Below are 24,990 nucleotides of genomic sequence, written 5' to 3'. Positions count from 1 at the left end.
ACAACGCTATGCTCACCCTTGGCCACAACGACATCATGCTCGGCTGTCGGGCCGACGATTGGCGGGATGCGCTCGAGCAGGCCGCCGCGGCGCTCGGTGAGGCCGGTCTGGCCGACGAGGGCTACCGCGATGGCCTGTTCGATCGCGAATCACAGTCGTCAACGTTCCTCGGCAATGCCATCGCCATTCCCCACGGGACCCCGGAAAGCCGCGAGTTCGTGCGCCAGACCGGGGTGCGCGTGTTGCAATTCCCCCAGGGCGTCGAATGGCACGATGGCAATCGCGTCCACGTTCTGGTGACCATCGCTGCGCAGAGCGACGAACATCTCGATATCCTCCGCCAGTTGACCCATGTGCTCGATCGCGAGGGCGTGGCGGAGCGCCTGGCCGAGGCGGACTCTCGCCAGGCGGTGGCGGGGCTGCTGTCGAAGGCCCCGGTCGAGGCGCGCCTGGATGCCGACACGCTGTGCCTGGATTTTCCTGCACGCGACCATCTTGAGCTGGCCCTGGCCGGGGCGGCACGTCTGCGCCAGGCCGGGTGTGTCGGTTCAGGATTCGTCGCGGCCATCGCCGAGCAGACCCCCCAGCCGTTGGGGCAAGGGTTGTGGATTGCCAGCAGTGCGGAGGGCGTGACGACGCCGGCGCTGGGCTTGGCGACGCCGGCAACCTCGCTGGAAGGCAGCCACGGTCCCGTACAAGGCGTGTTCTGCCTGGCGGCGCAGGGAGACGCGCATCGGGGCTTGCTGGAGCGCCTCGTCACCCTGCTCGAAAACGGCGGCGGCGAGGCGCTGTTCGATGCCGATGTCGAAACCGTGCTTGCCAGGCTCTCGGGCGAATCGGCCCAGGCGCAGACCGTGCGTGCCCGGGTGCTCAACGCCCACGGCTTGCATGCGCGGCCGGCCAAGCAATTGATACAGGTGGCGCGCAACCAGCCCATGCCTATCAAGGTGCGCCTGCTCGAGGGCGGTGGCGAAGCCGTGTCAGCATCGAGCCTGACCAAGGTGATCGGCCTGGGTGCGCGACGCGGACAGATGCTGGTGTTCTCGGCGGAGGGTGCCGGTGCCGACCAGGCCCTCGAGGCCGTGGCCGAAGCCGTTCGCCAAGGCCTGGGCGAGAAAGTCATGCCGTTCGAGGAAGGGCGTGACCATACCCAGCAAACCTCAGAAGCCGTGCCTCATGAGCCGCTGCCGGCCGATACCCCGCACCTGGCGGTAGCGGCCTCGCCGGGCATGGCCATCGCGCCGGCCTTCGTGTTGCGGACGCCGCGTTTCGAGTACCCCGAGCGTGCCAGCGACAGTAGCCGCGAGAAGCAGCGGCTGGACGCAGCGATCCAGGCGGCCGCCGACCAGCTCGAAGCGCTGGTTCGCAGCGCCCCGGGCGGTGAGGTCTCGGAAATCCTGTCGATGCATGAAGAGATGCTCGACGATCCCGAATTGCATCAGGCCGCACGTGAAGGCATCGAGGAAGGGCAGAGTGCCGAAGCGGCCTGGTGGGCGGCGATCGACACCGCGGCCCATGCCCAGGAGATGCTGGCCGACCGGCTGTTGGCCGAGCGAGCCGCCGACCTGCGCGATGTGGGGCGGCGGGTGCTTGGCATCCTGTGTGGCGTCGAAATGCCGACGCCGCCGGAGACGCCATACATCCTGGTGATGGACGATGTCGGCCCGTCAGACGTCGCGCAGCTCGATACCCGTAAGGTGCGTGGGTTGCTGACCGCACGAGGCGGCGCTACGTCGCACAGTGCGATCCTGGCTCGGGCGTTGGGCATTCCCGCCGTGGTAGGGGCCGGTGAGCGCGTCCTGGGTATCGATGACGGAACCGAGCTGATCCTCGACGGTGAACGTGGCCGGGTAGTGCCGGCGCCTTCGTCGGAGCGGCGTAGCCGTGCCGAGCTCAGCCTCAAGGAGCGCGAGCGGCTCGAGCGCGAGGCCTACCAGCAGCGCTTCGAGGAAGGCCGCACCCGCGACGGGCATCGTGTCGAGGTCGCCGCCAACCTGGGCAATACCGCGCATACCGCGGATGCCGTCGAACGCGGCGCCGAGGGGGTTGGCCTGCTACGTACCGAGTTCATCTTCATGGCCCATGCCCAGGCGCCCGATCTCGAGACCCAGGTCGCCGAATACCGCCAGGCCATCGAGGCATTGGGCGGCCGGCCGCTGGTGGCGCGCACGCTGGATGTCGGTGGCGACAAGCCGTTGCCCTATTGGCCGGTGCCCCAGGAGGACAACCCCTTCCTGGGATTGCGTGGCATTCGTCTGGCACTGACCCAGCCGGACGTTCTCGAGACCCAATTCCGGGCGCTGCTCATGGCCGCCAGCGGATCGCCGCTGCGGATCATGCTGCCCATGGTCAAGGACGTTGCCGAGTTCCGTGCCGCCAAGGCGATCTTCGACCGCGTTCTGAGCGAACTCCCCGAGGCCGAGCGTGCCACCGATGTGCAGCTCGGTGTCATGATCGAAGTGCCGTCCAGTGCGCTACTCGCCCCGAGCCTCGCCGAGGAGGTGGATTTCTTCTCCATCGGCACTAATGACCTGACCCAGTACACGTTGGCGATCGATCGCGGTCACCCCGAGCTCTCGGGGCAGGCGGATGGCCTGCACCCGGCCGTGCTGCGCCTGATACAGATGACCGTCGATGCCGCTCATGCCCGTGGCAAGTGGGTCGGGGTGTGCGGTGAACTGGGCAGCGATGCTCAGGCGGTTCCGGTGCTGGTGGGGCTGGGCGTCGATGAACTGTCGGTGGCGGCGCGCCAGGTGCCGATGGTCAAGGCCCGTTTGCGTGAATTCGATCTCGCCGTGGCCCGGCAGCGTGCCGAACTCGCCTTGGGCCAAGCCACCAGCGAAGCGGTTCGCGAAGCCCTGGAGATGTTGTGATGGCGCATGTGCTCACGCTCAGCCTCAATCCCGCACTCGACCTGGCGATCCGCCTGCCACGCCTGGTGCCCGGAGAGGTCAATCGCACCCGGGAGAGCCATCTCGAGGCCGCCGGCAAGGGCGTCAACGTGGCTCGCGTGCTGGTCACGCTGGGCCATCAAGTCACGGTGAGCGGTTTTCTCGGCGATACCAACGATGGCCTGTTCGTGCGGGCCTTCGAGGCGCTCGGCGCCGAGGATGCTTTCATTCGTGTCCCCGGCGAGACGCGTATCAATGCCAAGGTGGCCGAGGACGACGGTCGTGTCACCGACATCAATGGCAGTGGTTTGGCGATTCCCGCCGAGGCCTGGTCCCGGCTCGTCGATTGGCTCGATGAACTGGCGAAGGACACCGCGCGACGCCCCGATGCGGTGATCATTGCCGGCAGCCTGCCGCCGGGCATCACCGCCGAGACGCAGGCAGGCCTGATTCGCCGCTTGCGTGAGCAGGGCATGCCGGTATGGGCCGACACCAGCGGACCGGCGTTGTCAGCCGCCATCGAAGCCCGACCTACGGCGGTCAAGCCCAATGAGCACGAATTGGCCGATTGGGCGGGCGAGCCGCTGGACAGCGATGATCGCCGCCTGGCAGCCGCATACCGATTGCATGCGGCGGGCATCGAGGAGGCACTGATTTCCGCCGGTGCGAGTGGGGTGCTGTGGGTCAGTCAGCGGGGCGCATGGCTGGCCACGCCGCCCACCGTCACGGTGGAAAGCACCGTCGGTGCCGGGGATACGCTCGTCGCAGGCTTGCTCCACGGCATCCTCCAGAACGAGACGCCGGAACGAATCCTGAGCTTTGCAACGGCATTGTCCGCCGAATCCGTCCGTCATGTCGGCGTGGGCGATGCCCAGGCCGCCGATTTCACCCAACTCCTACAACAGACCCGCGTGCTTCGTCTCGATGAAGCCAGCACAACGGGAGCGCTCACATGAATGTCATCCTGATTACGGCCTGCCCCAGCGGCATGGCCACCACCTTCCTCGCCGCCCGGCGCCTCGAGCAGGCGGCTCAACGCCGCAACTGGCAGGTGTCGGTGGAAATGCATGGCGAGCTCGCCCCGCTGACCCCGGTCACGGCCGAACAGATCGAGGCGGCCGACCTGATCGTGGTGGCCGCCGATCACGTGCCCGGCGCCGAGCGCTTTGCCGGGCGGCGCCTGTTTCAGGCGCCCATCGACCGCGCCTTGCCCGATCCCGATGCCTTCCTCGAGCGGGCCAAGCAGGAGGCGGAGCCTTTCGAGCCTCAGCAGGCCGCGGCCGCCGATGCGGCCCAGCCGGATGTGGCGGGCGGCAAGCGCATCGTTGCGGTGACCGCGTGCCCGACCGGGGTGGCCCATACCTTCATGGCTGCAGAGGCCCTGGCGGAGGCCGGCAAGGCAATGGGCCACCACATGCGTGTCGAGACGCAGGGATCGGTCGGGGCGCAGGACCAGCTCACCGACGACGAGATTGCCAAGGCCGATCTGGTGATCCTGGCCTGCGACATCGAGGTCGACCCCAGCCGCTTTGCCGGCAAGCGCGTGTGGTACACCTCGACCGGCAACGCCCTGAAGAAGCCGCGCCCGACCATTGAAGAAGCCATGGCCAAGGCCGAGGTGCAGGAAGGCGAAGCCCTGGCAGCCGGGGGTGAGCGCAAGCAGAGTGTCAAGGACAAGGGGGTCTACAAGCATCTTCTGACCGGTGTCTCGTTCATGCTGCCGATGGTGGTGGCGGGGGGCCTGTTGATCGCGCTGTCCTTCGTGTTCGGCATCGAGGCCTTCGAACAGGAAGGCACGCTGGCCGCGGCCCTGATGCAGATCGGTGGCGGTACCGCCTTCGCGCTGATGATCCCGGTACTGGCCGGGTATATCGCCTATTCGATTGCCGACCGTCCCGGGATAGCGCCGGGAATGATCGGCGGGATGCTGGCCTCGGAGATCGGCGCGGGCTTCATCGGCGGCATTCTCGCCGGCTTCCTGGCCGGTTACCTGGCCAAGGCGGTCGCTCAGTACGTCAAGCTCCCCGCCAGTGTCGAGTCGCTCAAGCCGATCCTGATCATTCCGCTGGTCGCGAGCCTGGTGACTGGCCTGGTGATGATCTACATCGTCGGCGAGCCGGTGGCGGCCATCCTGTCCGCGCTGACCAGTTTTCTGGAGACGATGGGGTCGACCAACGCAGTACTGCTTGGCATCCTGCTTGGCGCCATGATGTGCTTCGACCTGGGTGGGCCGGTCAACAAGGCGGCTTACACCTTTGGCGTGGGGCTGCTCGCCTCTGAAACCTACGCGCCGATGGCCGCCATCATGGCTGCAGGCATGGTGCCGGCGATCGGCATGGGTATCGCCAGTTTCGTGGCGCGCTCGAAGTTTGCCGAACCCGAGCGGGAGGCCGGCAAGGCGTCCTTCGTCCTGGGCTTGTGCTTCATCAGCGAGGGGGCGATCCCCTTCGCCGCCAAGGACCCCCTGCGCGTGATCCCGACGTGCATGGTGGGCGGTGCGATCACCGGGGCCATCTCCATGCTGGTGGGCGCCAAGCTGATGGCACCGCATGGCGGGATCTTCGTATTGTTGATTCCCAATGCCATTTCCCCCGCCTTGCTCTACCTGGCCGCCATTGTCATCGGCTCGCTGGTGACGGGGTTGAGCTATGCTGCGATCAAGCGTGGCAGTCAGCCGGTGCCGGTCGACGCCAAGGCGTAACCCCCGGTCTACCCTGAATGGCCCTGCGCTGCGGCGCGGGGCCATTTCGTTAGCAGGCTTCAAGATGACCCCCGGCACGCCTGCTGCTACGTTTGTAGCCCTAGAGAAGCCGCCATCCCCAGCGCCAGAAGGATGCTGGCGCAGCTTATCGTCTAAGAAGGGAGCAAGGAGACGCCATTGATTGAAGCGCTGACCAACAAGCTGGCCAACTATCTTGACCTTGAGCAAGAGGATATCCAGAGCCTCAGGGAGTCGGTCCAGCAGGTGGAGCATATCGAGGCGGGCCAGGACATCATTCGGGTCGATGAGAAGCCCGAATATGTTCATTTGATCGTCGAGGGGTGGGGGTGTCGCTACAAGTATCTCGAGGACGGAAAGCGGGCCATCGTGGCCTACCTGATCCCCGGTGATGTCTGCGACATTCATATCGCCATGCTCGACCACATGGACCATTCCGTTTCGGCCCTGACCCCCCTGAAGCTGGCCTATCTGCCACGGGAAGCGATCGAGCGCTGTTTCCGCGACAACCATACCTTGGCCCGCGCCTTCTTCTGGACCTCGCTGGTCGAGGAATCCACCATGCGGGAGTGGTTCGTGAATGCCACGTCACGGCCGGCGGACAAGCGCCTCGCTCACCTGTTCTGTGAATTGTTGATGCGCCACTGGGCAGCCAAGCTTGAAAGACGCGCCGATCGTTTTCCGATGCCACTGACCCAGAACGAGCTCGCCGATGCGATGGGTATTTCCCTCGTACATACCAACCGGGTACTGCAACGCTTGCGTCGGGATGGCCTGGTCGAGTTCGAAGGCCGCACGCTCATCGTGCTGGATTGGGCTCGACTCAAGGCCTTTGCCGATTTCAACCCCACTTATCTGCATTTGCAGGAAGATAAGGTATGGGCCGGCGAGAGAAGCGTGGAGGCGCTGGGAAGCTCGTCCGGACGTTAAGCGCCCTACAACTTATCGGTGTTGTCGTGGCGAACCGGTCGATGATGGTGTAGTTTTTGCACCCTTGATGCGAGGCCCCTTATCGGGGGACTCGTAATGTCGGCAGGCCCTACCCGGGTAGCCGCACTGAGAGAGGTGATACACAATGTCTACCGCACCCGTGACCCTGATGGTGGCACGCCGAGTGTCGAGCGGCCGCTATCGCGATTTCATGACCTGGCTCGACGAAGGCCGGGAACTGGCCGCCGATTTCGGTGGCTACCTTGGTTCTGGCGTCCTGGCACCCCCGCCCGGTGACGATGAGTACCAGATTATCTTTCGTTTCAGCGATGCCGGGACCCTGGCTATCTGGGAGCACTCCGCTTCCCGCCGGGCGTGGCTGGAGCGTGGCCATGACCTGTTCGAGGCGCCCCATGAACACCGCGCCACCGGACTGGATAGCTGGTTCCGCGACGCCCAGGGCAACACGCCGCCACGCTGGAAGCAGGCCGTGGCCATCTGGCTGGCGTTCTTCCCGGTCTCCCTGATCTTCCAGTTCCTGTTTGGCCCTCTATTGGCGGTATTGCCGCTGGTGCCCCGCGTGCTGGTCAGCACCCTTTGCCTGACACCGGTCATGGTATTCCTGTTCATACCGCTTTCTACGCGCCTGCTGGCGCCCTGGCTGCATGGCCAAGTGTCGTTAAGCCGACTGAGTCGGCGCTTCCATTCGCGGCGGGCGTGATCGCCTTCCCAGGCATGATCGAGCAAAACCCCTTGCAGTTATTCGAAGATAGCCAGACGCGGCCCACTCACACGTGGGCCGCTTTGTGTCAGGTTGTCGGGGCGTGCAGGGTAGCGGAAGTTGCATCTAAGTGAGGCAAGAATCGATTCGCCTGGGCAATGGTGGTGCAGGAAGACGATGCGCTACAGCAGATCGAAACGATACATCGAACGGGTTTGATGGAATGTGATTGATTGGATTGGACATTCAATGGCTATGGCACGAATGTCGCAATCCATTTACCAGAGGAAGAACTGGCGTGCCCCGCTTGCTGGCGGGTCCCCCGGTCTTTCAGGTCGCTTCTGATGAGCGACTCGACGAGTGAGCTGGCGTGCTCCACCTGGTCCCCTTCGGGGGGCCTTTTTTATGCTTCAAGCATCCTGCGACTTGTCTCCTGACACAACCCGACTTTCGTTTCATGTCGCGATCGATATGACACCGGCGTCCCGCAAGGGCGCCGGTTCTTTTGTGGCCGCAAGTTAGAAGGAAAAAGACTCTGCACTTGCAATGCTGACCGAGACGCCGTATACCATCCATATGGATGGCGTATGGATTCCTTGCCTGTCGTCCCATCACTGGAGGATCACTGATGAGTGTGCATGAGCTGCGACGCAAGGCCGGGGACACGACCGAGAAGATCACCATCAATCTGGGGGTGGTCGATCTGGGCCAGATCGATCTCTTGGTGCAGGAGGGGTTCTATTCCAACCGCACCGATCTGATTCGTACGGCGATCCGCAACCAGTTGTCGACGCATGCAGAGGTAGTGAGGGAGACGGCGGCTCGCAAGACCTTCGTGCTGGGCCTGCAACACTACAGCCGCAGTTATCTGGAGGCGGTCCAGGCGGCCGGGGAAGTGCTCCAGATTCAAGTGCTCGGCTTGGCAAGCATCGCCGATGACGTGTCTCCCGAGCTCGCTCTCGCCACCATCGATTCGGTGGTCGTGCTGGGAGCGTTTCATGCCAGTGCGGCGGTCAAGGCCGCCCTGGCGGACCGTATTTACTAGGTCGTGTCCTACATTTTCAGACACGTCGTTATGGCGCCAAGGCGCCAAGGATATCGAAATAATGAACAGTTCAGTCTTGGAAGGACTACAAGAGGCGACACGCCTGACCCAGTCGGGAAAGTTGAACGAAGCGACCGCCATGATACAGCGGGCGCTAGGCGGCATGTCGGGTCAGGCTAGCTACCCTGATCAGGAAGAATCTGACACGAACCCTTCAGGCCGCGGCACGACGTATGAAGGGAATTACCGTGTGGTCGATGAAGAGGTCGCCGCGGAGAGTAAGAAGCGTGGCCCCTCGGCCCGCTCGGGTTTCGACGGTTCCAACCAGAATGCGAACGAGGACAAAGCATCTGGACAGGCCTCGTCGGGTGGCACGGCGGACAACGGACGCGCCAAGCATGGGTGGAAAGGATTCGGGGCCACCACTGACGCCGGAGTGCGGGGCGCCGGGTTCCAGCCCGCATGGCGTGAGGCCCTGCAGCGCTTTCGTGGCGCCGAAGGCTTCTCACAGCCGCTGACAGGGGGCATGGCGGAGCACGATCATGGACCGGGGAAATTCATTGCCGGGACGTTCGCCAACCAGGCCGGTACGCGTGATTACAAGCTGTACATTCCCAGCGGTGACCATGAGCAACCGCTACCGTTGGTCGTCATGTTGCACGGTTGTACCCAAAATCCCGATGACTTTGCCATCGGGACCGGCATGAACCGGCTCGCCGAAGCGCAGCCGTGCTACGTGCTCTATCCCGCCCAGCCGGCGGCGGCCAACAGCTCCAAATGCTGGAACTGGTTCAAGGCATCGGACCAGCAGCGTGAGCGAGGTGAGCCATCCATCATTGCCGGTATGACCCGCCAGGTTCTCGATGAGCATCGTCTGGATGAGCAGCGGGTCTATGTGGCGGGCCTATCGGCCGGTGGGGCGATGGCCGCGACACTGGCAATGACTTACCCGGAGCTGTACGCCGCCGTAGGCGTTCATTCGGGGCTCCCCCACGCAGCAGCTCATGATCTTCCCTCGGCGTTCGCGGCCATGCAGGGCGGGTCCGGCCCCCTGGCCAGTCACGGCAAGGGCGGGGCCTACGGTAGCCCGGCAACGGCGGCCGGCGTTCCCGCGATCGTCTTCCATGGTGACCGCGATACAACGGTGAACCCGTGCAATGGCGACCGAGTGGCTGCGCAGTGCGCCCCGTCAGTAAACGCGCGGAGCGACACGGGAGAGACCATGGCAGAGCGAGAGGCGCGTGGCCGAGTCGACAAGGGTCATTCCTACACCTGCGTGACGCGTCATGACGCGAGTGGCGCACCTATCCAGGAGCAGTGGCGGATCCACGGCGCCGGCCACGCCTGGTCGGGGGGCGATGCTCGTGGCTCTTATACCGACCCCAAAGGGCCGGATGCGTCCAAGGAGATGCTGCGCTTTTTCCTTGCCCATCCCAAGACGGCGATGGGGGCAGACAACGCGAAGTAACCGCTGCGAATACGAACGCGATCCTCTACGACCAAAGAAGGCGCCCGGCACGTTTTCACATGCGCCGTGGAGTGGCTAGATTTAATTTGCCTTGTTAAGGAGACGGTGACCGGGTTAATCACGGTCACCGTCATCGCCTAGCCCGCAGACAACAAGAACAGGAGTGTTCGCCATGATCTATGCCAACCCCGGCAGCGCCGATGCGCTAATGTCCTTCGAAAAACGCTACGGCAACTATATCGGTGGCGAGTTCGTCGCCCCGGTCAAGGGCCAGTATTTCGACAATGTCAGCCCTGTGAACGGTGAGGTCTTTTGCGAGATTCCTCGCTCCACGGCCGAGGATATCGACATGGCGCTGGACGCCGCCCACAAGGCTGCGCCTGCCTGGGGCAAGACATCCGCCGCAGAGCGCTCGAACGTTCTGCTCAGGATTGCCGATCGCATCGAGCAGAACCTGGAAATGCTCGCCGTGGCCGAGACCTGGGACAACGGCAAGGCCGTGCGCGAGACCCTCAATGCCGACCTTCCCCTGGCGGTGGATCATTTCCGCTACTTTGCGGGGTGCATCCGTGCCCAGGAAGGGACGGCGGCGGATATCGATGCCAACACCGTGGCTTATCACTTCCACGAGCCTCTGGGTGTGGTAGGGCAGATCATCCCCTGGAACTTCCCGCTACTGATGGCCACCTGGAAGCTCGCCCCGGCCCTGGCCGCCGGCAACTGCGTGGTGCTCAAGCCTGCCGAGCAGACCCCGGCTTCGATTCTGGTGCTGATGCAACTGATCGGCGACCTGCTGCCTTCGGGCGTGGTCAACGTGGTCAATGGCTATGGGGTAGAGGCGGGCCAGGCACTGGCGACCAGCAAGCGTATCGCCAAGATTGCCTTTACCGGCTCGACCCCGGTGGGCGCGCATATTCTCAAGTGCGCCGCCGAAAATATCATCCCCTCCACGGTGGAGCTGGGCGGCAAGTCACCCAACATCTACTTCGCCGATATCATGAATGCCGAACCGGAGTTCATCGACAAGGCTGCCGAGGGGCTGGTGCTGGCCTTCTTCAACCAGGGGGAGGTGTGTACCTGCCCGTCGCGGGCGCTGATCCAGGAAAGCATGTACGACGCCTTCATGGCCCGTGTGATGGATCGCGTGGGAACGATCAAGCGCGGCAACCCACTGGATACCGACGTACAGGTTGGAGCCCAGGCCTCGCAGGAGCAGTACGACAAGATCATGTCCTACATGCAGATCGCCCGGGACGAGGGGGCCGAGTTCCTGACCGGCGGTGACAAGGAGAGCTTCGACCCTGCCTACGATAAGGGCTTCTACATCCAGCCGACCCTCCTGAAGGGCCACAACAAGATGCGGGTGTTCCAGGAAGAAATTTTCGGTCCGGTGGTCGCGGTCACCACCTTCAAGGACGAGGCCGAGGCCTTGGCCATTGCCAACGATACCGAATTCGGATTGGGGGCAGGCGTCTGGAGCCGCGATATCAATGTGGCTTTCCGCATGGGGCGCGGTATTCAGGCCGGCCGGGTATGGACCAACTGCTACCACCAGTATCCGGCGCATGCTGCCTTCGGGGGCTACAAGAAATCCGGGGTGGGCCGCGAGACGCATAAGGTGGCGCTGGAGCATTATCAGCAGACCAAGAACCTGCTGGTCAGCTACGATACCAATCCCATGGGATTCTTCTAGCCCCGGAACGACCGATCCGTACTGACGGGCGCGACACTCTCGCGCCCGTTTTTATTACAGTGACAAGTAAGGCGTCGCCTTGCCCTCGCTGAAGCGATAGACCTCATAGGGGGCCTGCTGCGGGCCGGGCATGCCCGGGGTGCCCGAGGGCATGCCCGCCAGGCCGATCCCGTCGATGTCCGGCTGATCTTCGAACAGGCGCTCGATGGCGGCAAAGGGCACGTGGCCCTCGATGACGTAGTCGCCCAGCAGGGTGGTGTGACAGGAGCCTTGGCCGTAGGGAATGCCTGCCGATTCCTTGATATCGCCGATTGCCTGCGTCTCGATGATCTCGACCTCGATACCCTGACGTTCTAGGTGTTCGGCATAGTCATCGCAGCAGCCACACGACGGGTTCTTGTACAGCTTGGCGTTTGCGGGGATGGCGGCCTGCACTGCAGTGGTCATCAGCATCAAGAGGCTGGACGCTACGATCCGGGTCAATGTCACGTTCATGGTGTCACTCCTTGCTTGTTGGCGACGAATAGATACTTGACCAGCGCGGCAATACCCAGCCCGATCAGGGCCAGCACGCCCAGCCCGATGAACGGCATCATCCCGCTCATGGCACTCATCATCATGCTGCAACTCTCGACCGAAGGACCCATGGCAAACCTCCTTAAGTGGCGTACCGGTAGGTTAAGACCTGTGGGCTACCCAAGGGTCAACCGATGGGGCGACAAGCGCGTGCATGGCATGATCTGGATCAAGGCAGGGTCGCCCCGGTTGCTTGCGACGACGGTTCCCTCGGTCCGGTCGGGGGTGTAGTGTGATGCCTTGAAAAGTTACTAGGGACGATATGGACATGCCCAAGACACCCGCACCTTTTTCCCGGCCCGCTTCACGCCCCACGTCGCTCTCGGCGGGGTGGCGTCTCGCTGTCCTGGTGCTGATGGCGATGATGCTGACGGGATGTGGCATCAACAATATCCCGCGTTACGATGAGCAGGTGAAATCGGCCTGGGCCCAGGTAGAGAACCAGTATCAACGCCGTGCCGACCTGGTTCCCAATCTGGTGGAGACGGTCAAGGGCTTTGCCGAGCAGGAGCAGGAGACACTGACGGCAGTCATCGAGGCGCGCTCCAGGGCCACCTCTATTCAGGTGGATGCCGAGTCGCTTGACGATCCCGAGCAGATCCAGCGCTTCCAGGATGCCCAGGCCGAGCTGACCGGTGCCCTGAGCCGGTTGATGGCGGTTTCCGAGCGCTATCCGGAGCTGCGTTCCAACCAGAACTTCCTGGCGTTGCAGTCCCAGCTCGAAGGGACTGAGAACCGCATTGCCGTGGCTCGCCGCGACTTCATTCAGGCTGTTGAACGCTACAACACCGAGATTCGTACCTTCCCGGGGCGCATCTGGCACAGCCTGCTTTATGACGACATGCCGCTTCGCGAGAACTTCGAGGCGACCGCCGAGAATGCCGAGCAAGCCCCCCAGGTGGAGTTCTAGATGAGTCTACGTCGATGGTCGCTCCCTGGCCTTTCGGTCCTGGTCATGCTGGTATGGCCACTGTTCGCGGTAGCCCAGCAGCCCGAATTCCCCGAACTGACGGGTCGCGTCGTGGATCGCGCCGAGCTTCTCGATGCCTCGCAGGAGCAGGACCTCACCCAGATGCTCGAGGCGCATGAGCAGGCCACTACCGAGCAGGTCGTGGTGGTGACCCTGCCTGACCTGCAAGGTCAGGCGATCGAGGACTATGGCTACCAACTCGGGCGCGAGTGGGGCATCGGGCAAGAGGGCGAGGATAACGGTGCCCTGCTGATCGTGGCGATGGAAGAGCGCCAGGTGCGTATCGAGGTGGGGTATGGCCTGGAAGGGCGTCTGACCGACGCGCAGTCCTCGATCATCATCAATCAGATCATCACGCCGGCCTTCCGCGAGGGTGACTTCGCTCGCGGTATCGTCGAGGGGACCGAGGCGATGGTCCAGGTACTCGGTGGCGATCCGCTTGCCGAGCCTCGCGGTGGAGCAAGCGCTGGGCAGGAAACACGCGAAGGGCCGATGTCGGCGCTGTTCTTCTTCCTGTTCATGATCGTGATGATGGTGGTTCGCGGCGGTGGGCGTCGCGGTCGCGGTGGCCGAGGAGGGCTGCTCGCGGGCGCTCTGCTCGGTGCCGGCATGGGACGCGGCGGCGGTGGAGGTGGCCTCGGTGGGGGCGGCTTCGGCGGCGGTGGTGGCGGTTTCGGGGGCGGTGGTGCCTCCGGTGGTTGGTAACTAACGCAGGAAACGAGCCCCATGGCTTTACTGAACGAAGACGAACAACGCCAGGTGGCCGAGGCCATCGACCGTATAGAGCGAGACACCGACGCCGAAGTGGTGACCGTCCTGGCGGCCCAGGCGGACAACTATTCCTATATTCCCTTGCTGTGGGCCGGGCTGGTGGCCTTGGTCGTTCCCGGTGCCATCAACTTTTTCCCCGGATGGCTGAGCGCCTCGAGCCTGCTGTTGGTGCAGTGGATCACGTTCGTCGTGCTTGCCCTGCTGTTCAGGGCGCCCTCAGTGACGACACGCCTGATTCCGCAAAGTGTGCGGCATTGGCGGGCTTCCAACCTGGCACGCCGGCAATTCCTCGAGCAGAACCTGCACCACACGCAGGATGCCACCGGCATGTTGATCTTCGTCTCGGAGGCCGAACGCTACGTCGAGATCCTCGTCGACCGGGGGATTGCCAGTCGGCTGGACGACGCTACCTGGGACACGATCGTGGCTGACTTTACCCGCCATGTGCGCGAAGGTCAGACACTGCAGGGCTTCCTCGAGTGTATCGAGGCCTGCGGCAAGCATCTGCACGAGCATATCCCCGCGACCCATGAACGCAATGAGCTGTCGAACCGGTTGGTCATGCTGTAGTGCCGGCCGGTAGACAGGCCATGGTCTCATCGCGTCAGGAAGGAGCGTCGCTTGGGGATCGGTGAGCTTCACCAGTTGCGCCTGGAAACCGTGGTGCAACTGCTCAAGGCGAGTGGCGTGAGGAGTGTCGCGGACCTGGGGTGCGGGTCGGGCGCCTTGCTGCATTACCTGGTGGCGGAGCCGCAATTCATCCGGCTGTTGGGGGTCGAGGTCGCTTCGGACGGCGTCATCCAGGCCCGTCGGCAGTTGGCGAACCATCTCGAGGAGCGGGGCGGACGACTCACGCTGCTGTGCCGTTCCTATACGCAGGGGGTGCCGACGGGGGAAACTTACGAGGCCGTTACGCTGATCGAGACCATCGAGCATCTCCCGTTGAGCCGGTTGCCCCCCATGGAAGCGGCCGTCTTCGCTGAAATGCGTCCGCGCCTGGTGCTCCTGACGACCCCCAACCGCGATTATAATTCGCTGTATGAACTCCCTCCCGGGACGTTTCGCGATCACGATCACCATTTCGAGTGGGGGCGGAACGAGTTTCGTCGCTGGTGCCAGGGCGTTGCCCAGCGCCACGGTTACCGACTGACGGTAAGCGGCATTGGCGACATGCATTCCGACCTGGGCCAGCCTACGCATCTGGCACGTTTCGAACGACTGGATTGAACGACGAAAGCCCCGCCGGAGCGGGGCTTTTGTCGTAGTGCTGCATCGGTGAGGCCTGTCAGTGTGAGTCGTCCAGGGCATCCGCCTCCCCGATGGCGCCAGGCATGGCCGGCGTGCGGCTGGTCTGTCCCGAGAGTGCCAGGAAGTGCAGGTGGCGCTCATATTCGGAAAGGACATCGCTGATCACCTGGCCACGGGTGTACCCGTTAAGGTCCTGTCCCAGGCCGCCGTCCACCAGGAAGACATCCAGGCGCATGTAGAAGTCATCGTCGGCGGGCAGGAAGCTCGGTGCCCGCATGCGTGTCGGGCGTATCTGGTAGACGAAGCTCTGGGAGTCCTCGAATTCGACCTGCAGTGTCAGGCGTGTCAGCGGTTCGCCCTCGTGTTGTTCCTCCGTGACATGGGCCCGCTGGCCGCGCGCCTCGAGCTCCTCGGCAAATTGCCGCAGCGCCGGGCGGATGGCGTGCTCGATGGTGGCTGCGGCTCCGGCACGGTTCGAGGTATCCAGTGCGCGATCCAGCCGCTCGCGCCAATCCCCTCCGGGCGCGGTACCGGCGAGCTGGCGGCGGGCATCGGCCTTGCTGCCTTCGACACGCAGGGCGCGATAGGTCCCTGCCATGATGGCGAATATGACCAGCGAGAAGGGCAGGGCGGTAATTACCACTGCACTCTGAAGCGCATTGAGCCCACCGGCCATGAGCAGTGCAACCGTGATCAGGCCAATGATGGCGGCCCAGAAGATACGCAGCTTGACCGGGGCATCGTGGTTCACATCGGCCAGGATCGAGGTGAAGTTGGCCAGGACCAGCGCACCGGAATCGGCAGACGTGACGAAGAATACGATGCCCAGAATAGTCACCACCCCGGCGGTAATGCCGGCCCAGGGGTAGTACTCGAGCAGGGTATACATGGTCGTCTGCGGTGCGTTGAGGGCCTGTTCGCCCAGCTCGGTGATGCCGTGATTGGCGACCAGGTCGATGCCGCTGTTACCGAAGACGGACATCCACACCATCATGAAGGCCAGGGGAATGCCCAGCGCCCCGGCGACGAACTGTCGAATGGTACGCCCCCGCGAGATACGCGCCAGGAACAGGCCGACGAACGGTGTCCAGGCGATCCACCAGCCCCAGAAGAAGATCGTCCACCACATCTTCCACTCGTTGGCGCCTTCTCCGGCAAAGGCATAGGTATCGAAGCTCTTCTGAACGAAACTGCTGAAGTAATCGCCGGCGTTGTTCACCGCCATGTCGAGCAGCCGCAGGGTTTCGCCCTGGAAAAGCACGAACAGCAGCAGCGCCAGCGCCAGGAGCATATTGAACTCGGATAGGCGACGAATGCCTTTCTCGACCCCGCTGACCACCGAGATGGTCGCGATGACCACCACCAGTGCGATCAGGATGATCTGCACCGTGAGACTTTCAGGGACATCGAACATGTAGTTCAGCCCGTAATTGAGCTGCATGACGCCGATGCCCAGGCTGGTAGCGATCCCGAACACGGTGGATATCACTGCAGTGATATCCACGGCATGGCCAATGGGGCCATAGATACGTTTGCCAAGAAGCGGGTAGAGCGCGCTGCGAATGGCCAGCGGCAGGCGATGGCGATAGCTGAAATAGGCCAGGGCCATGCCCATCAGCACATACAGGCCCCAGCCGGACAGGCCCCAGTGAAGATACGTCTGGACGACCGCATTACGCATGGCGGCCTGGCTTTCGGGTTCGAGGTCCGGAGGCGCCAGGAAGTGCGACACCGGCTCGGCGACACTGAAGAACAGCAGGTCGATCCCGATACCGGCGGCAAACAGCATCGCCGACCAGGAGAGGAGCGAAAACTCGGGCCGCGAATGGTCCGGGCCGAGTCGAATGCTGCCGTAGCGTGACATGCCAATGGCCACGACAAAGACCAGGTAAGCCACCACCGCCAGCATGTAGTACCAGCCGAAAGTCGCACTGACCCAAGCCAAGGCGCTGTCAAAGAATGCCCCGGCCTGTTCGGTGAAGGTCATGGTAATGACCAGGAACACAAGAATGCCGGCTACCGAGCCGTGGAATACGGTCGGGTTGAGGCGATCCCGTCGTTCGGAGACGAGGTTCTCATTCGCCATGAGAGGACTCCCTGAATTAGTTGACGTCGTGTCTCGCCTGTTAGGTGCCGTTGGCCTCAAGAGTCGGCATGGCTTCGTCTACAGCGCAAAGGCACCTAAGCGTAATTGCTTGTGAGGACCTCATTTCGATTGGGTGGCAATCGAAATGATGCGAGGAAGCGTCGCAACAGGTACGAGACGTGATATACGGCCAGGCCGCGAATCGATGCGCACCCAAAAGAGGGTGCTCGCTGACTCTGTTCTTGTCTGTCTTTTTTTAATTGACCGTTCAAATAAAATACGCCCTTCCCGCTGCAGCTTCAACCGCTGGCCCCATTCACCAGACATCAGACATGAAAAACCCCGCCCTGGCGGTGCCGGGCGGGGTCGTATCAATGCGTCAGTGTGCAGTGGGTCGGCTTGCAGCCTGGCCCGGTGCCAGTTCAGGCATCATTGCCTTGCTGGCGCTTCTCGCGTTCGTCATGGCCTCGTTCGTGATGGCCCCTGTCGTGACCACGCTCCCCCTTGTGCATGCCATGATGGCCCATGGGGCGAACCTGCATGACCTCGCGCATCTCGTCGAGTTGCTCCTCGGTCAGGATCTCGCTCAGCGTCGCATGGTGTTCGTCACGAAGCGCTTCCCAGGCGGCGTGCATTTCTTCGCGGCTTTCGAATTCCCGATCCCGCAACTCGCTGGCATCGGTCATCATTTCCTCGCGAGCCTCGGTCAGCGCGTCACGCTTCGACTCGTCAAGATCCCAGCGATCGAAAAGCACCTGGAGCCGCTCGTTCATGGCTTCGCGTCGATTTTCCATCCGCTCCTGGTGCACTTCCTTCATGGCATCGCGGAGGGCTTCCTTCTGGGTGTCGTCGAGGATCTCGTCGAGCCGCGCCTGGTGTTCCTGGTGTAACTCGCGCAGTGCCTCGCGGTGCGACTGGTGTGCCTGCTTGAGTTCCTCGCGGGTGGCCTCGTCAAGACCGGCACGTTCGTACAGGGCTTGGCGCGCCTCGCTCCTGTCGGGGTGACCGCCAGGGCCGGCGATTGCCGTCAACGCCATCGGGGCGATAGCCACGGCCAGAAGGGCGGGGGCCAGTAACTTGCGTGCCAGGAACGTGCGGGAAGGGGATCGGGTCATGATGTGCTCCTTTGAGCCGTGTGGGACATGAACAGTCTCGCGGAACGATGTGCAGTCATTGTGCAACCTTCATGCACTGTTCGAGCAAGTGGATGCGAATTTGCTGCACGCTACGCTCATTCCTCGGGTTGATACTTGTACCCTACGCCATAGACCGATCGGATGACCTCACGTTCCGGCCAGATATCGCCGATTTTCTTGCGCAGCTTCTTGATGTGGCTGTCCACGGTGCGCTCAGAGACGATGCGATGATCGCGGTACATGTGATCCATCAGCTGATCCCGCGTAAAGATGCGCCCCGGGGCGCCCATCATCACCTTGAGCAACTGGAACTCCACCGCAGTCAGGCCCAGGTCCTGGCCGTCCGCCAGTGCTCGCCAGCCGTTATCGTCAAGCACCAGGGCATCACCCGCACCGCTGACGGGGTGACCTTCGCTGGCCTGGCTACGACGCAGTACGGCCTTCACTCGCGCCACCACTTCGCGTGGACTGAATGGCTTGCAGATATAATCGTCTGCGCCCAGTTCCAGGCCCAGCAGGCGGTCCACCTCCTCGACGCGGGCGGTCAACATGATGATGGGCAGTTGCGGCCAGCGCGCACGAATCTGTCGGCACAACGTCAGCCCATCGGTGCCTGGCAACATCAGGTCAAGCAGAACCAGCGCCGGACGATGGCTGTCGAGCCAGGGCATGACCGCATCGCCATGATCGAGATGCTGAGGCGCGAATCCGCTACCCGCGAGATAGTCGCTTAGCAGACTGGCGATCTTGGGCTCATCCTCGACGATGAGAAGGGTCTCCCCGCTGTCGTTTCCGCTCAAGTGGCTTCCTCCGGGTGCAATGGAAATTCAATGACCCAGCATAACCCGCCCAGGGGCGAGTGCGAGGGGGTCATATCGCCCTCGTGGGCCTTGACCAGGGCGGTGGCGATGGACAGCCCCAGCCCGCTACCGCCGCTGCGGCGATTGCGCGACCCCTCGACACGGTAAAGCCGCTCGGTGAGGTGAGCCAGGCCCGTCTCCGGCACGCCGGGACTGGTGTCCTCCCAAATGACCCGCGCTCGCCCGCCCACGCGCTCTAGCCGAACCCTCAAGTGACCCGGGGCATCGGTATAGGCCTGGGTATTATCGAGCAGGTTGTCCCAGAGTTGCCTGAGGCGTTGTGGGTCGCCACGGATGGGAATGGGAGGCGGGATCGACGTCTCGAGGGCTATACCGCTCTCGGCCAGCCAGCCGCGGGCGCTTTCCAGGCGGCCATTCAACGACTCGGAAAGATCGATGGGAGCCAGCGAGACCTCGAGCGCGCCGGCATCGCTCTGGGCCAGCAGGCGAAGGTCGGCGACGAGCCGCTCCAGTTGGCCGACCTCCTGGGAGAGCGAGGCAAGGTTGGACTCGTTCATGGCGCGTATGCCGTCCTGCATGGCCTCGATCTCACCCCTGAGGATCGCCAGGGGGGTGCGAAGCTCATGGGCGATATCCGATACCCAGCGCTGCCGTGCCGTGCGGTTGGCCTCCAGGGTCGCCGCCAGCACGTTGAAGTCATGCGAGAGCCGCGACAGTTCATCGCGACCGTGCTCGGCCAGGCGAATGCTGTAGTCGCCTTCGGTCAGGCGTCGGGTGGCCAACGCCATGCCGCGCGTGCGTCGTCCCAGCCACCAGGAGAGCCCCCCGGCCAACAGCAGCGACGCCAGCACCAGCGAGCCGACGATGATCGACAGGTTACGCTGCTGGCGGGCCAGAAATATATGGTCCATCCGCGCCATCAGCTGTTCGGGGGGACGATAGCCGAGCATGCCGACGTGTTGGCCGTCGCTGATGATCGGTAGCCAGCGCAGTTCGGCGGGCTCGTCGCCATCCCGGCGTTGCCTGGGTGAAAGCCCGATGACCGGGAGCCCCTCGGGATCATGAAGGACGAAGTCCTCGGGATCGCCGAGCTGCCGGTCGATGCCCTCGGGCGGCGGGCCTTCGCCCGGCCACAGTTGCTGGCGCACCAGGCGATGCCAGGATCGGCGTGAGTCGCGTAGCCACTGCCAGTCGCCGCGCCGCGCCCACTCGTCGCCGAGTCCTTCGGCCAGGGTCTGGGCACGGTTGGCCTGGGTGGTTTCCAGATAATCGATGAAGCCTTGGTCGAGGCTGCGCGACACGGCCAGGAAGACCAGCCCCGAGATCGCCACATTGACGATCAGGATGATCAGGAACAGCTTGATGCCCAGGCGGGACATGACCGGGCGGGGCAGGCGCTTCATGCAGCCTCCGAGTGGGGCGAGGTGTCGCTGGCCGGGGCTCGACCGAAGGCCCTGCCCAGCGTATCCAGCATCAGGTAGAGGCAAGGCACCAGCACCAGCAGGATCAGTGTGGCAAACAGGATGCCAAAGCCCAGCGATACCGCCATGGGGATCATGAAGCGCGCCTGGCGCGAGGTCTCGAAGATCATCGGGGCGAGCCCCAGGAATGTTGTCAGGGTGGTCATCATGATGGGACGCATGCGGCGCGTGGCAGCGGCGACGATGGCCTCGCGGGCACCCAACCCCTCACGGCGACGGCGGTTGGCATAGTCGATCAATACCAGCGCATCGTTGATGACCACACCCGACAAGGCCAGCATGCCCAGCAGGCTGATGATCGACAGGCCGAAGCCCATGATCATGTGACCCGCGACAGCGCCAATGATGCCGAACGGGATCGCCACCATCACAAGCAGCGGTTGCAGGTAACTGCGGAAGGGAATGGCCAGCAAGGCATAGATGGCCGCCAAGGTCAGCCACATCGCCTGGCGCAGGCTGGCGAGGTTGTCGGCCGTCTCCTGCTGGCGTCCGCCCATGCCGATCTCGAGCCCCGGAAACGCGGCGCGTATCCCCGGGAAGACTTCGGCTTCCAGGGTACCCAGCAGCTGGTTGACCTGCGCATCGGAGGTAGTATCCGCGCTCACGCTGATGATGCGCTGGCCGTCGATGCGCGTCAGGCTGGCCGAGGCGCGGCCGTATGCAATCTCGGCGACGCGTGACAGCGGCACCTCGATTCCGTCGGGCGTACGGATCGGCAATTGGTAAAGCTCGGCCAGGCTGTCGCGCTGCTCAGCAGGCAGTCGCACCTCGACACTGACGGGCGTTCGGCCACGCTGTTGCTCCAGGGCCGTGGCGCCCTGCAAGGGGCCACGCAACTGGTTGGCCAGGTCGCTACCGGTGAGTCCCAATGCCTGGCCTTCCGGCGACAGGCGGATCTCGAGCTGCGGTTTGCCATTGCCGAGCCCGCTGTCGATATCGACAAGCCCCTCGAAATCGGCCAATTCCTCAGCCAGCCGGGTCGCGGCCGCTTCGAGCACGGCACTGTCGCCGTGGGCCAGGCGAAGCGTCAGACCGGCGCCCCGCCCGGGACCGCCAAAATCCGACTCGAAGCGCACGGATTGCACATTGGTCAGCTCACCCACCTGGTGTCGCCATTCGCGCGCCACCCGCGATGGGGGCCAGGCTTCCAGGCTCTCCGCCGCCAACTCCAGCTGCACTTCCAGTGAATCGCCATCGAGGCGGGTGCTAGTCGCGCTGAACTGCGGTCCGTCTTCGCGAGCCGCCAACGCGTTGGCGGCGGCAATCAGGCGATCCCGGACCTGGCGGTCATCGGCGATCGGGCTTCCGGGCGGAAGACTGATGCTCGCCTGGACTTGATCCGATTCGACACGCGGCATCAGCGAGAAGCCCAGGCGACCGCTCATGGCATAGGCCAGGGAGACGACCAGGATGGCCATGGCCACGCTCACGGTCAGCCAGCGGCGATCGAGGGCCTGTTGCAGGAAGGGTTCGAAACGGCGTCGGACAAAGCTATCCAGGCCGACCTGGAACGTCTGGCGAACCCGCTCCAGGGGGCGCTGCCAGGCCGGGATGGGACGCCGCGCGGCGCCATGAGCGAGGTGCGCCGGCATCACGAACAGCGCTTCCAGCCATGACACCAGAAATACCGTGACCACCACCACCGGCACGGTGGCAAAGATCATCCCCAGGAAGCCAGGAAGAAACAGCAGGGGCAGGAAGGCAACGATATTGGAAAGCACCGCGAAGGTGATCGGCACGGCCATCTCACGGGCACCCCGAACGGCGGCGTCGCGCAGCGAGTGGCCCTGTTCGCGATAGCTGTAGATGTTTTCGCCTACCATGATGGCGTCATCGACAACGATACCCAGCGCGATGATGAAGGCGAACATCGACATCATGTTGATAGAGACGCCGACCCACGGCAGGAACAGCATGGCCCCAAGAAAGGCGGTGGGAATGCCCAGGGTGACCCAGAAGGCCAGGCGCGCTTCCAGAAACAATGCCATCAGCACCAACACCAGGGCCAGGCCCATCCAGGCATTCTTGAGCAGCAGGTCGAGACGGTCGCGATAGATCTCCGAGCTATCCCGAGCGATGCTCAGGCTGACCCCTTCGGGGAGCCCTGCGCGCAAGGCGTCGATTTCGCCGCGCACGGCTTCGGATATGCCCAGCGGGGTCTGGTTTCCCACCTGGTAGACATCCACGGTGAGGCCCGGCTCGCCATTGTAATGAACCTCACGGTCGCTCTCGGCGAAGCCGTCGGTGACCGTCGCCACGTCCCCCAGGCGGATCGCACTGCCGTTCGCACCGCTGGCGATGGGCAAGTCAGCGAAACTGCGCGCATCGTAGCGCCGGCCCTGGTAGCGAATCAGCCACTCGCCTTCCTGGGTCGAGAGTTGGCCGCCGGCCAGGTCGAGGGCTTCCTCACCGATACGTGCGGCCAACTGGCTATGGCTCATGCCCAGTCGTCGCATGGCCTGCGCATCGAAGCCCACCTGGATCTCACGGTCACGACTACCGCCGACTTCGGCCTTGGTGATGCCCTTTGCGGCCAACAGCTGGGCACGGATCTCCTCGGCGGCGTCGTGCAGCGCCTGATCGCCCACGTTGCCATGAATTTGCAGGCGCAAGACCCCCCGCGAACGCCCGGCCAGGCTGATGCGGGGTGGGTCGGCGGCTGTAGGAAAGGTGGTGATGGCATTCACCGCCTGCTGGATATCCTGGTAGACGCGCATCACCTCGACCCCATCGATCAAGGTGATCGATACGCTTCCGCTCCCTTCGCTGGCCGTTGCGGTGACTTCGTCGATGCCTTCGATGTTGGCAAGCTCCGCTTCCACTGCAAGCAACAGGCTTTGCTCGACCTCTTCTGGCGTAGCGCCGGGGTAGGCGATAGAAACCTGTACCACTTCGATCTCGAACTCGGGGAAGACCTCCTTCTTGATGGTCACGCTGGCGATCAAACCACCGACCACCAGTAGCGCCATGAGCAGGTTGGGGGCGACGCCGTGATGGACCATCCAGGCGATCGGGCCACGGCGCATCATGATGAGGTCTCCCCGGTATCTGTCGAGCCGGAGGCATCGCGCTGTGCGGTATCCTGGGCGCGCAGCGCCATGCCGCTACGGGGCTGACCCAGGCCGGAAACCACGACGCGATCGGCGGGCTCGAGCCCGCTGGCGATCAGCACCCGGTCTTCACCGCGATGCACAATGTCGACCCGCACCCGTTCCAGGCGATCTTCGGCATCGAGTCGCCACACTTCGTCGCCAGGGCGCAGGGCATGAGCGGGCAGGACGAACAGGCCTTCGCGGGGTGTGGCGGCGATCGACACCTGTACCAGGTCGCCCAGTCGCAAGGCGGGGGCCTGCTGCGCCAGGGCCAATGGATCCTCGACTCTAACCAGCACTTGTGCCTGCAGGCCATTCTCTTCAAGGGCCGGCAACACCGAGAGGATCTGACCGCTGCGCGTGCTGCCTGCCGGCCAGCCGCGGCTGGTCAACGTCACATCAGTCCCGCGAGGATCGCCATCGTCACCTGCGATCCAGGTCAGCATTTCGCCAGGGAGCGACACGCGAACCCAGAATGCCGCGACATCGACCAGGCGCAGCAGTTCGGTATTGGCGGAGACCTCGCTGCCGCTGCCGACCAGGCGTTCCTGAATCATGCCGCGGTAGGGGGCGGTCAGTTCGGTTCGCTCCAGATCGAGCCGAGCCTGTTCGAGGGCGACCTGGGCGCGTGCCAGGTCGGCCTGGGCACTCTTGAGCTGTGGCTCGCGCAGCACCAGTGCTCGCCGTTCCGCCGGCAGGTCACGGCCGAATGACTGGTATTCGCTCTGGGCGCGCAACTGCTCGCCACGCTCGGTGGCCAGACCGGCCTCGGCTTGTGCCAGTTCGGCCTGGGCAATACGCAGTGCGAGCTGGTAGTCGCGGTCGTCGAGGCGGGCCAGGGTTTCACCGGCCTCGACCACGCGGCCAGGCTCGGCATTGTCGGTGTACTCGACAAGGCGCCCTCCGACACGGCTGGCCAGCGCCGTGTCACGTTCGGCGATAACGCGGCCGTAGCCTTCTATGCGAGGCGCGGCCGGCCCGCGCTCGACCTCGATGATATCGACCAGAGGGGGCGGGGTGGGTGGCGCGGGGCGGCGCTCGACACGAGGCGGCTGGCTGAATAGCCACCAGGCCATGCCCAGGCCCAGCGCCATGATCAACAGGGCGGCTATGCCCCCCAAACGGACGCGCCCGGTTTGGAAGCGGAAGTGGTGCATGCGTGACATCGGCAGCTCGAGACAGAAGTAGTGGACGGCAGCATCGCCGTTCGGCTTGCAGGGATTGGTCATGAAAGGTGCAATTAACGTGCAATGTGATGCTGACCGACCGTCACCCATCAATGGGTTAGACAATACCGATGCGCCCTCTCTGTGGCTAGGCTTCGCGTATTAATGACCTCTAG

At 63.8% G+C, this 24,990-nt stretch carries 20 protein-coding genes; 12 read left to right on the top strand and 8 right to left on the bottom strand.

Annotation, left to right across the window (positions count from 1 at the left end; genetic code table 11):
• The first annotated feature begins 8 nt into the window (after positions 1 to 8).
• From ptsP to exaC, 8 genes are all read left to right on the top strand, one after another.
• Positions 9 to 2,873 (top strand): phosphoenolpyruvate--protein phosphotransferase, encoded by a 2,865-nt coding sequence (ptsP, locus tag JH15_RS05190; RefSeq protein ID WP_043527647.1) that lies wholly within the window; start codon positions 9 to 11, stop codon positions 2,871 to 2,873.
• Positions 2,873 to 3,847 carry a 1-phosphofructokinase gene (pfkB, locus tag JH15_RS05185; protein ID WP_043527644.1) on the top strand — a complete coding sequence of 325 codons (975 nt, stop codon included), beginning with the start codon at positions 2,873 to 2,875 and terminating at the stop codon, positions 3,845 to 3,847. The genes ptsP and pfkB overlap by 1 nt, the downstream gene beginning before the upstream one ends.
• Positions 3,844 to 5,592 carry a PTS fructose-like transporter subunit IIB gene (locus JH15_RS05180; protein ID WP_043527641.1) on the top strand — a complete coding sequence of 583 codons (1,749 nt, stop codon included), beginning with the start codon at positions 3,844 to 3,846 and terminating at the stop codon, positions 5,590 to 5,592. The genes pfkB and JH15_RS05180 overlap by 4 nt, the downstream gene beginning before the upstream one ends.
• Before the next feature lie 177 nt (positions 5,593 to 5,769).
• Positions 5,770 to 6,540, top strand: coding sequence for a Crp/Fnr family transcriptional regulator (locus JH15_RS05175; RefSeq protein WP_043527637.1), 771 nt, complete (start codon positions 5,770 to 5,772; stop codon positions 6,538 to 6,540).
• A 145-nt stretch (positions 6,541 to 6,685) separates the two neighbouring features.
• On the top strand, positions 6,686 to 7,261 hold the full coding sequence (locus JH15_RS05170; RefSeq protein WP_043527635.1) for a putative antibiotic biosynthesis monooxygenase: 576 nt from the start codon (positions 6,686 to 6,688) through the stop codon (positions 7,259 to 7,261).
• A gap of 628 nt (positions 7,262 to 7,889) precedes the next feature.
• Positions 7,890 to 8,306, top strand: coding sequence for a CopG family transcriptional regulator (locus JH15_RS05165; protein ID WP_043527632.1), 417 nt, complete (start codon positions 7,890 to 7,892; stop codon positions 8,304 to 8,306).
• A gap of 61 nt (positions 8,307 to 8,367) precedes the next feature.
• On the top strand, positions 8,368 to 9,774 hold the full coding sequence (locus JH15_RS05160; RefSeq protein WP_043527629.1) for an extracellular catalytic domain type 1 short-chain-length polyhydroxyalkanoate depolymerase: 1,407 nt from the start codon (positions 8,368 to 8,370) through the stop codon (positions 9,772 to 9,774).
• A gap of 172 nt (positions 9,775 to 9,946) precedes the next feature.
• Complete coding sequence (exaC, locus tag JH15_RS05155) at positions 9,947 to 11,467, top strand: acetaldehyde dehydrogenase ExaC (protein WP_043527627.1); 1,521 nt, start codon at positions 9,947 to 9,949, stop codon at positions 11,465 to 11,467.
• A gap of 54 nt (positions 11,468 to 11,521) precedes the next feature.
• Here the strand turns inward: exaC and JH15_RS05150 are convergent, their stop codons facing one another.
• Positions 11,522 to 11,962 (bottom strand): DUF411 domain-containing protein, encoded by a 441-nt coding sequence (locus tag JH15_RS05150; protein ID WP_043527625.1) that lies wholly within the window; start codon positions 11,960 to 11,962, stop codon positions 11,522 to 11,524.
• Positions 11,959 to 12,114 carry a hypothetical protein gene (locus tag JH15_RS18205; protein ID WP_197053273.1) on the bottom strand — a complete coding sequence of 52 codons (156 nt, stop codon included), beginning with the start codon at positions 12,112 to 12,114 and terminating at the stop codon, positions 11,959 to 11,961. The genes JH15_RS05150 and JH15_RS18205 overlap by 4 nt, the downstream gene beginning before the upstream one ends.
• Positions 12,115 to 12,311: 197 nt before the next feature.
• Here JH15_RS18205 and JH15_RS05145 point away from each other — a divergent pair, with 197 nt between their 5' ends.
• The 4 genes from JH15_RS05145 to JH15_RS05130 are packed head-to-tail and all read left to right on the top strand — an operon-like array spanning position 12,312 to position 15,011.
• The gene (locus JH15_RS05145) at positions 12,312 to 12,953 is read left to right on the top strand and encodes a LemA family protein (protein WP_081948893.1); all 642 of its coding nucleotides are present in this window, start codon (positions 12,312 to 12,314) and stop codon (positions 12,951 to 12,953) included.
• Positions 12,954 to 13,718 carry a TPM domain-containing protein gene (locus tag JH15_RS05140; RefSeq protein ID WP_043527623.1) on the top strand — a complete coding sequence of 255 codons (765 nt, stop codon included), beginning with the start codon at positions 12,954 to 12,956 and terminating at the stop codon, positions 13,716 to 13,718.
• A 21-nt stretch (positions 13,719 to 13,739) separates the two neighbouring features.
• Positions 13,740 to 14,354, top strand: coding sequence for a TPM domain-containing protein (locus tag JH15_RS05135; RefSeq protein ID WP_043527621.1), 615 nt, complete (start codon positions 13,740 to 13,742; stop codon positions 14,352 to 14,354).
• Positions 14,355 to 14,405: 51 nt separating this feature from the next.
• Positions 14,406 to 15,011, top strand: a complete 606-nt coding sequence (locus JH15_RS05130; RefSeq protein WP_043527619.1) for a methyltransferase — start codon at positions 14,406 to 14,408, stop codon at positions 15,009 to 15,011.
• Between the two features lie 58 nt (positions 15,012 to 15,069).
• Here JH15_RS05130 and betT read toward each other — a convergent pair whose 3' ends face one another.
• From betT to JH15_RS05100, 6 genes are all read right to left on the bottom strand, one after another.
• The gene (gene betT / locus JH15_RS05125) at positions 15,070 to 17,118 is read right to left on the bottom strand and encodes a choline BCCT transporter BetT (protein WP_043527617.1); all 2,049 of its coding nucleotides are present in this window, start codon (positions 17,116 to 17,118) and stop codon (positions 15,070 to 15,072) included.
• A gap of 422 nt (positions 17,119 to 17,540) precedes the next feature.
• A complete protein-coding gene (locus JH15_RS18200; protein ID WP_052383903.1) occupies positions 17,541 to 18,233 on the bottom strand; it encodes a hypothetical protein in 693 nt (230 codons plus the stop codon).
• Between the two features lie 116 nt (positions 18,234 to 18,349).
• The gene (locus JH15_RS05115) at positions 18,350 to 19,054 is read right to left on the bottom strand and encodes a response regulator (RefSeq protein ID WP_043527615.1); all 705 of its coding nucleotides are present in this window, start codon (positions 19,052 to 19,054) and stop codon (positions 18,350 to 18,352) included.
• The gene (locus JH15_RS05110; RefSeq protein WP_043527613.1) at positions 19,051 to 20,478 is read right to left on the bottom strand and encodes an ATP-binding protein; all 1,428 of its coding nucleotides are present in this window, start codon (positions 20,476 to 20,478) and stop codon (positions 19,051 to 19,053) included. Before JH15_RS05110 ends, JH15_RS05115 begins: the two co-directional genes overlap by 4 nt.
• Positions 20,475 to 23,585 carry an efflux RND transporter permease subunit gene (locus JH15_RS05105; protein ID WP_043527611.1) on the bottom strand — a complete coding sequence of 1,037 codons (3,111 nt, stop codon included), beginning with the start codon at positions 23,583 to 23,585 and terminating at the stop codon, positions 20,475 to 20,477. Before JH15_RS05105 ends, JH15_RS05110 begins: the two co-directional genes overlap by 4 nt.
• The gene (locus JH15_RS05100; RefSeq protein WP_231566371.1) at positions 23,582 to 24,877 is read right to left on the bottom strand and encodes an efflux RND transporter periplasmic adaptor subunit; all 1,296 of its coding nucleotides are present in this window, start codon (positions 24,875 to 24,877) and stop codon (positions 23,582 to 23,584) included. The genes JH15_RS05105 and JH15_RS05100 overlap by 4 nt, the downstream gene beginning before the upstream one ends.
• Between the last annotated feature and the right edge of the window lie 113 nt (positions 24,878 to 24,990).

The sequence above is a fragment of the Litchfieldella xinjiangensis genome (assembly GCF_000759345.1).
GTDB classification, from domain to species: domain Bacteria; phylum Pseudomonadota; class Gammaproteobacteria; order Pseudomonadales; family Halomonadaceae; genus Litchfieldella_A; species Litchfieldella_A xinjiangensis.
The sequence above is the reverse complement of the archived record's forward strand: the minus strand, read 5'-3'. Positions and strand labels throughout refer to the sequence as shown.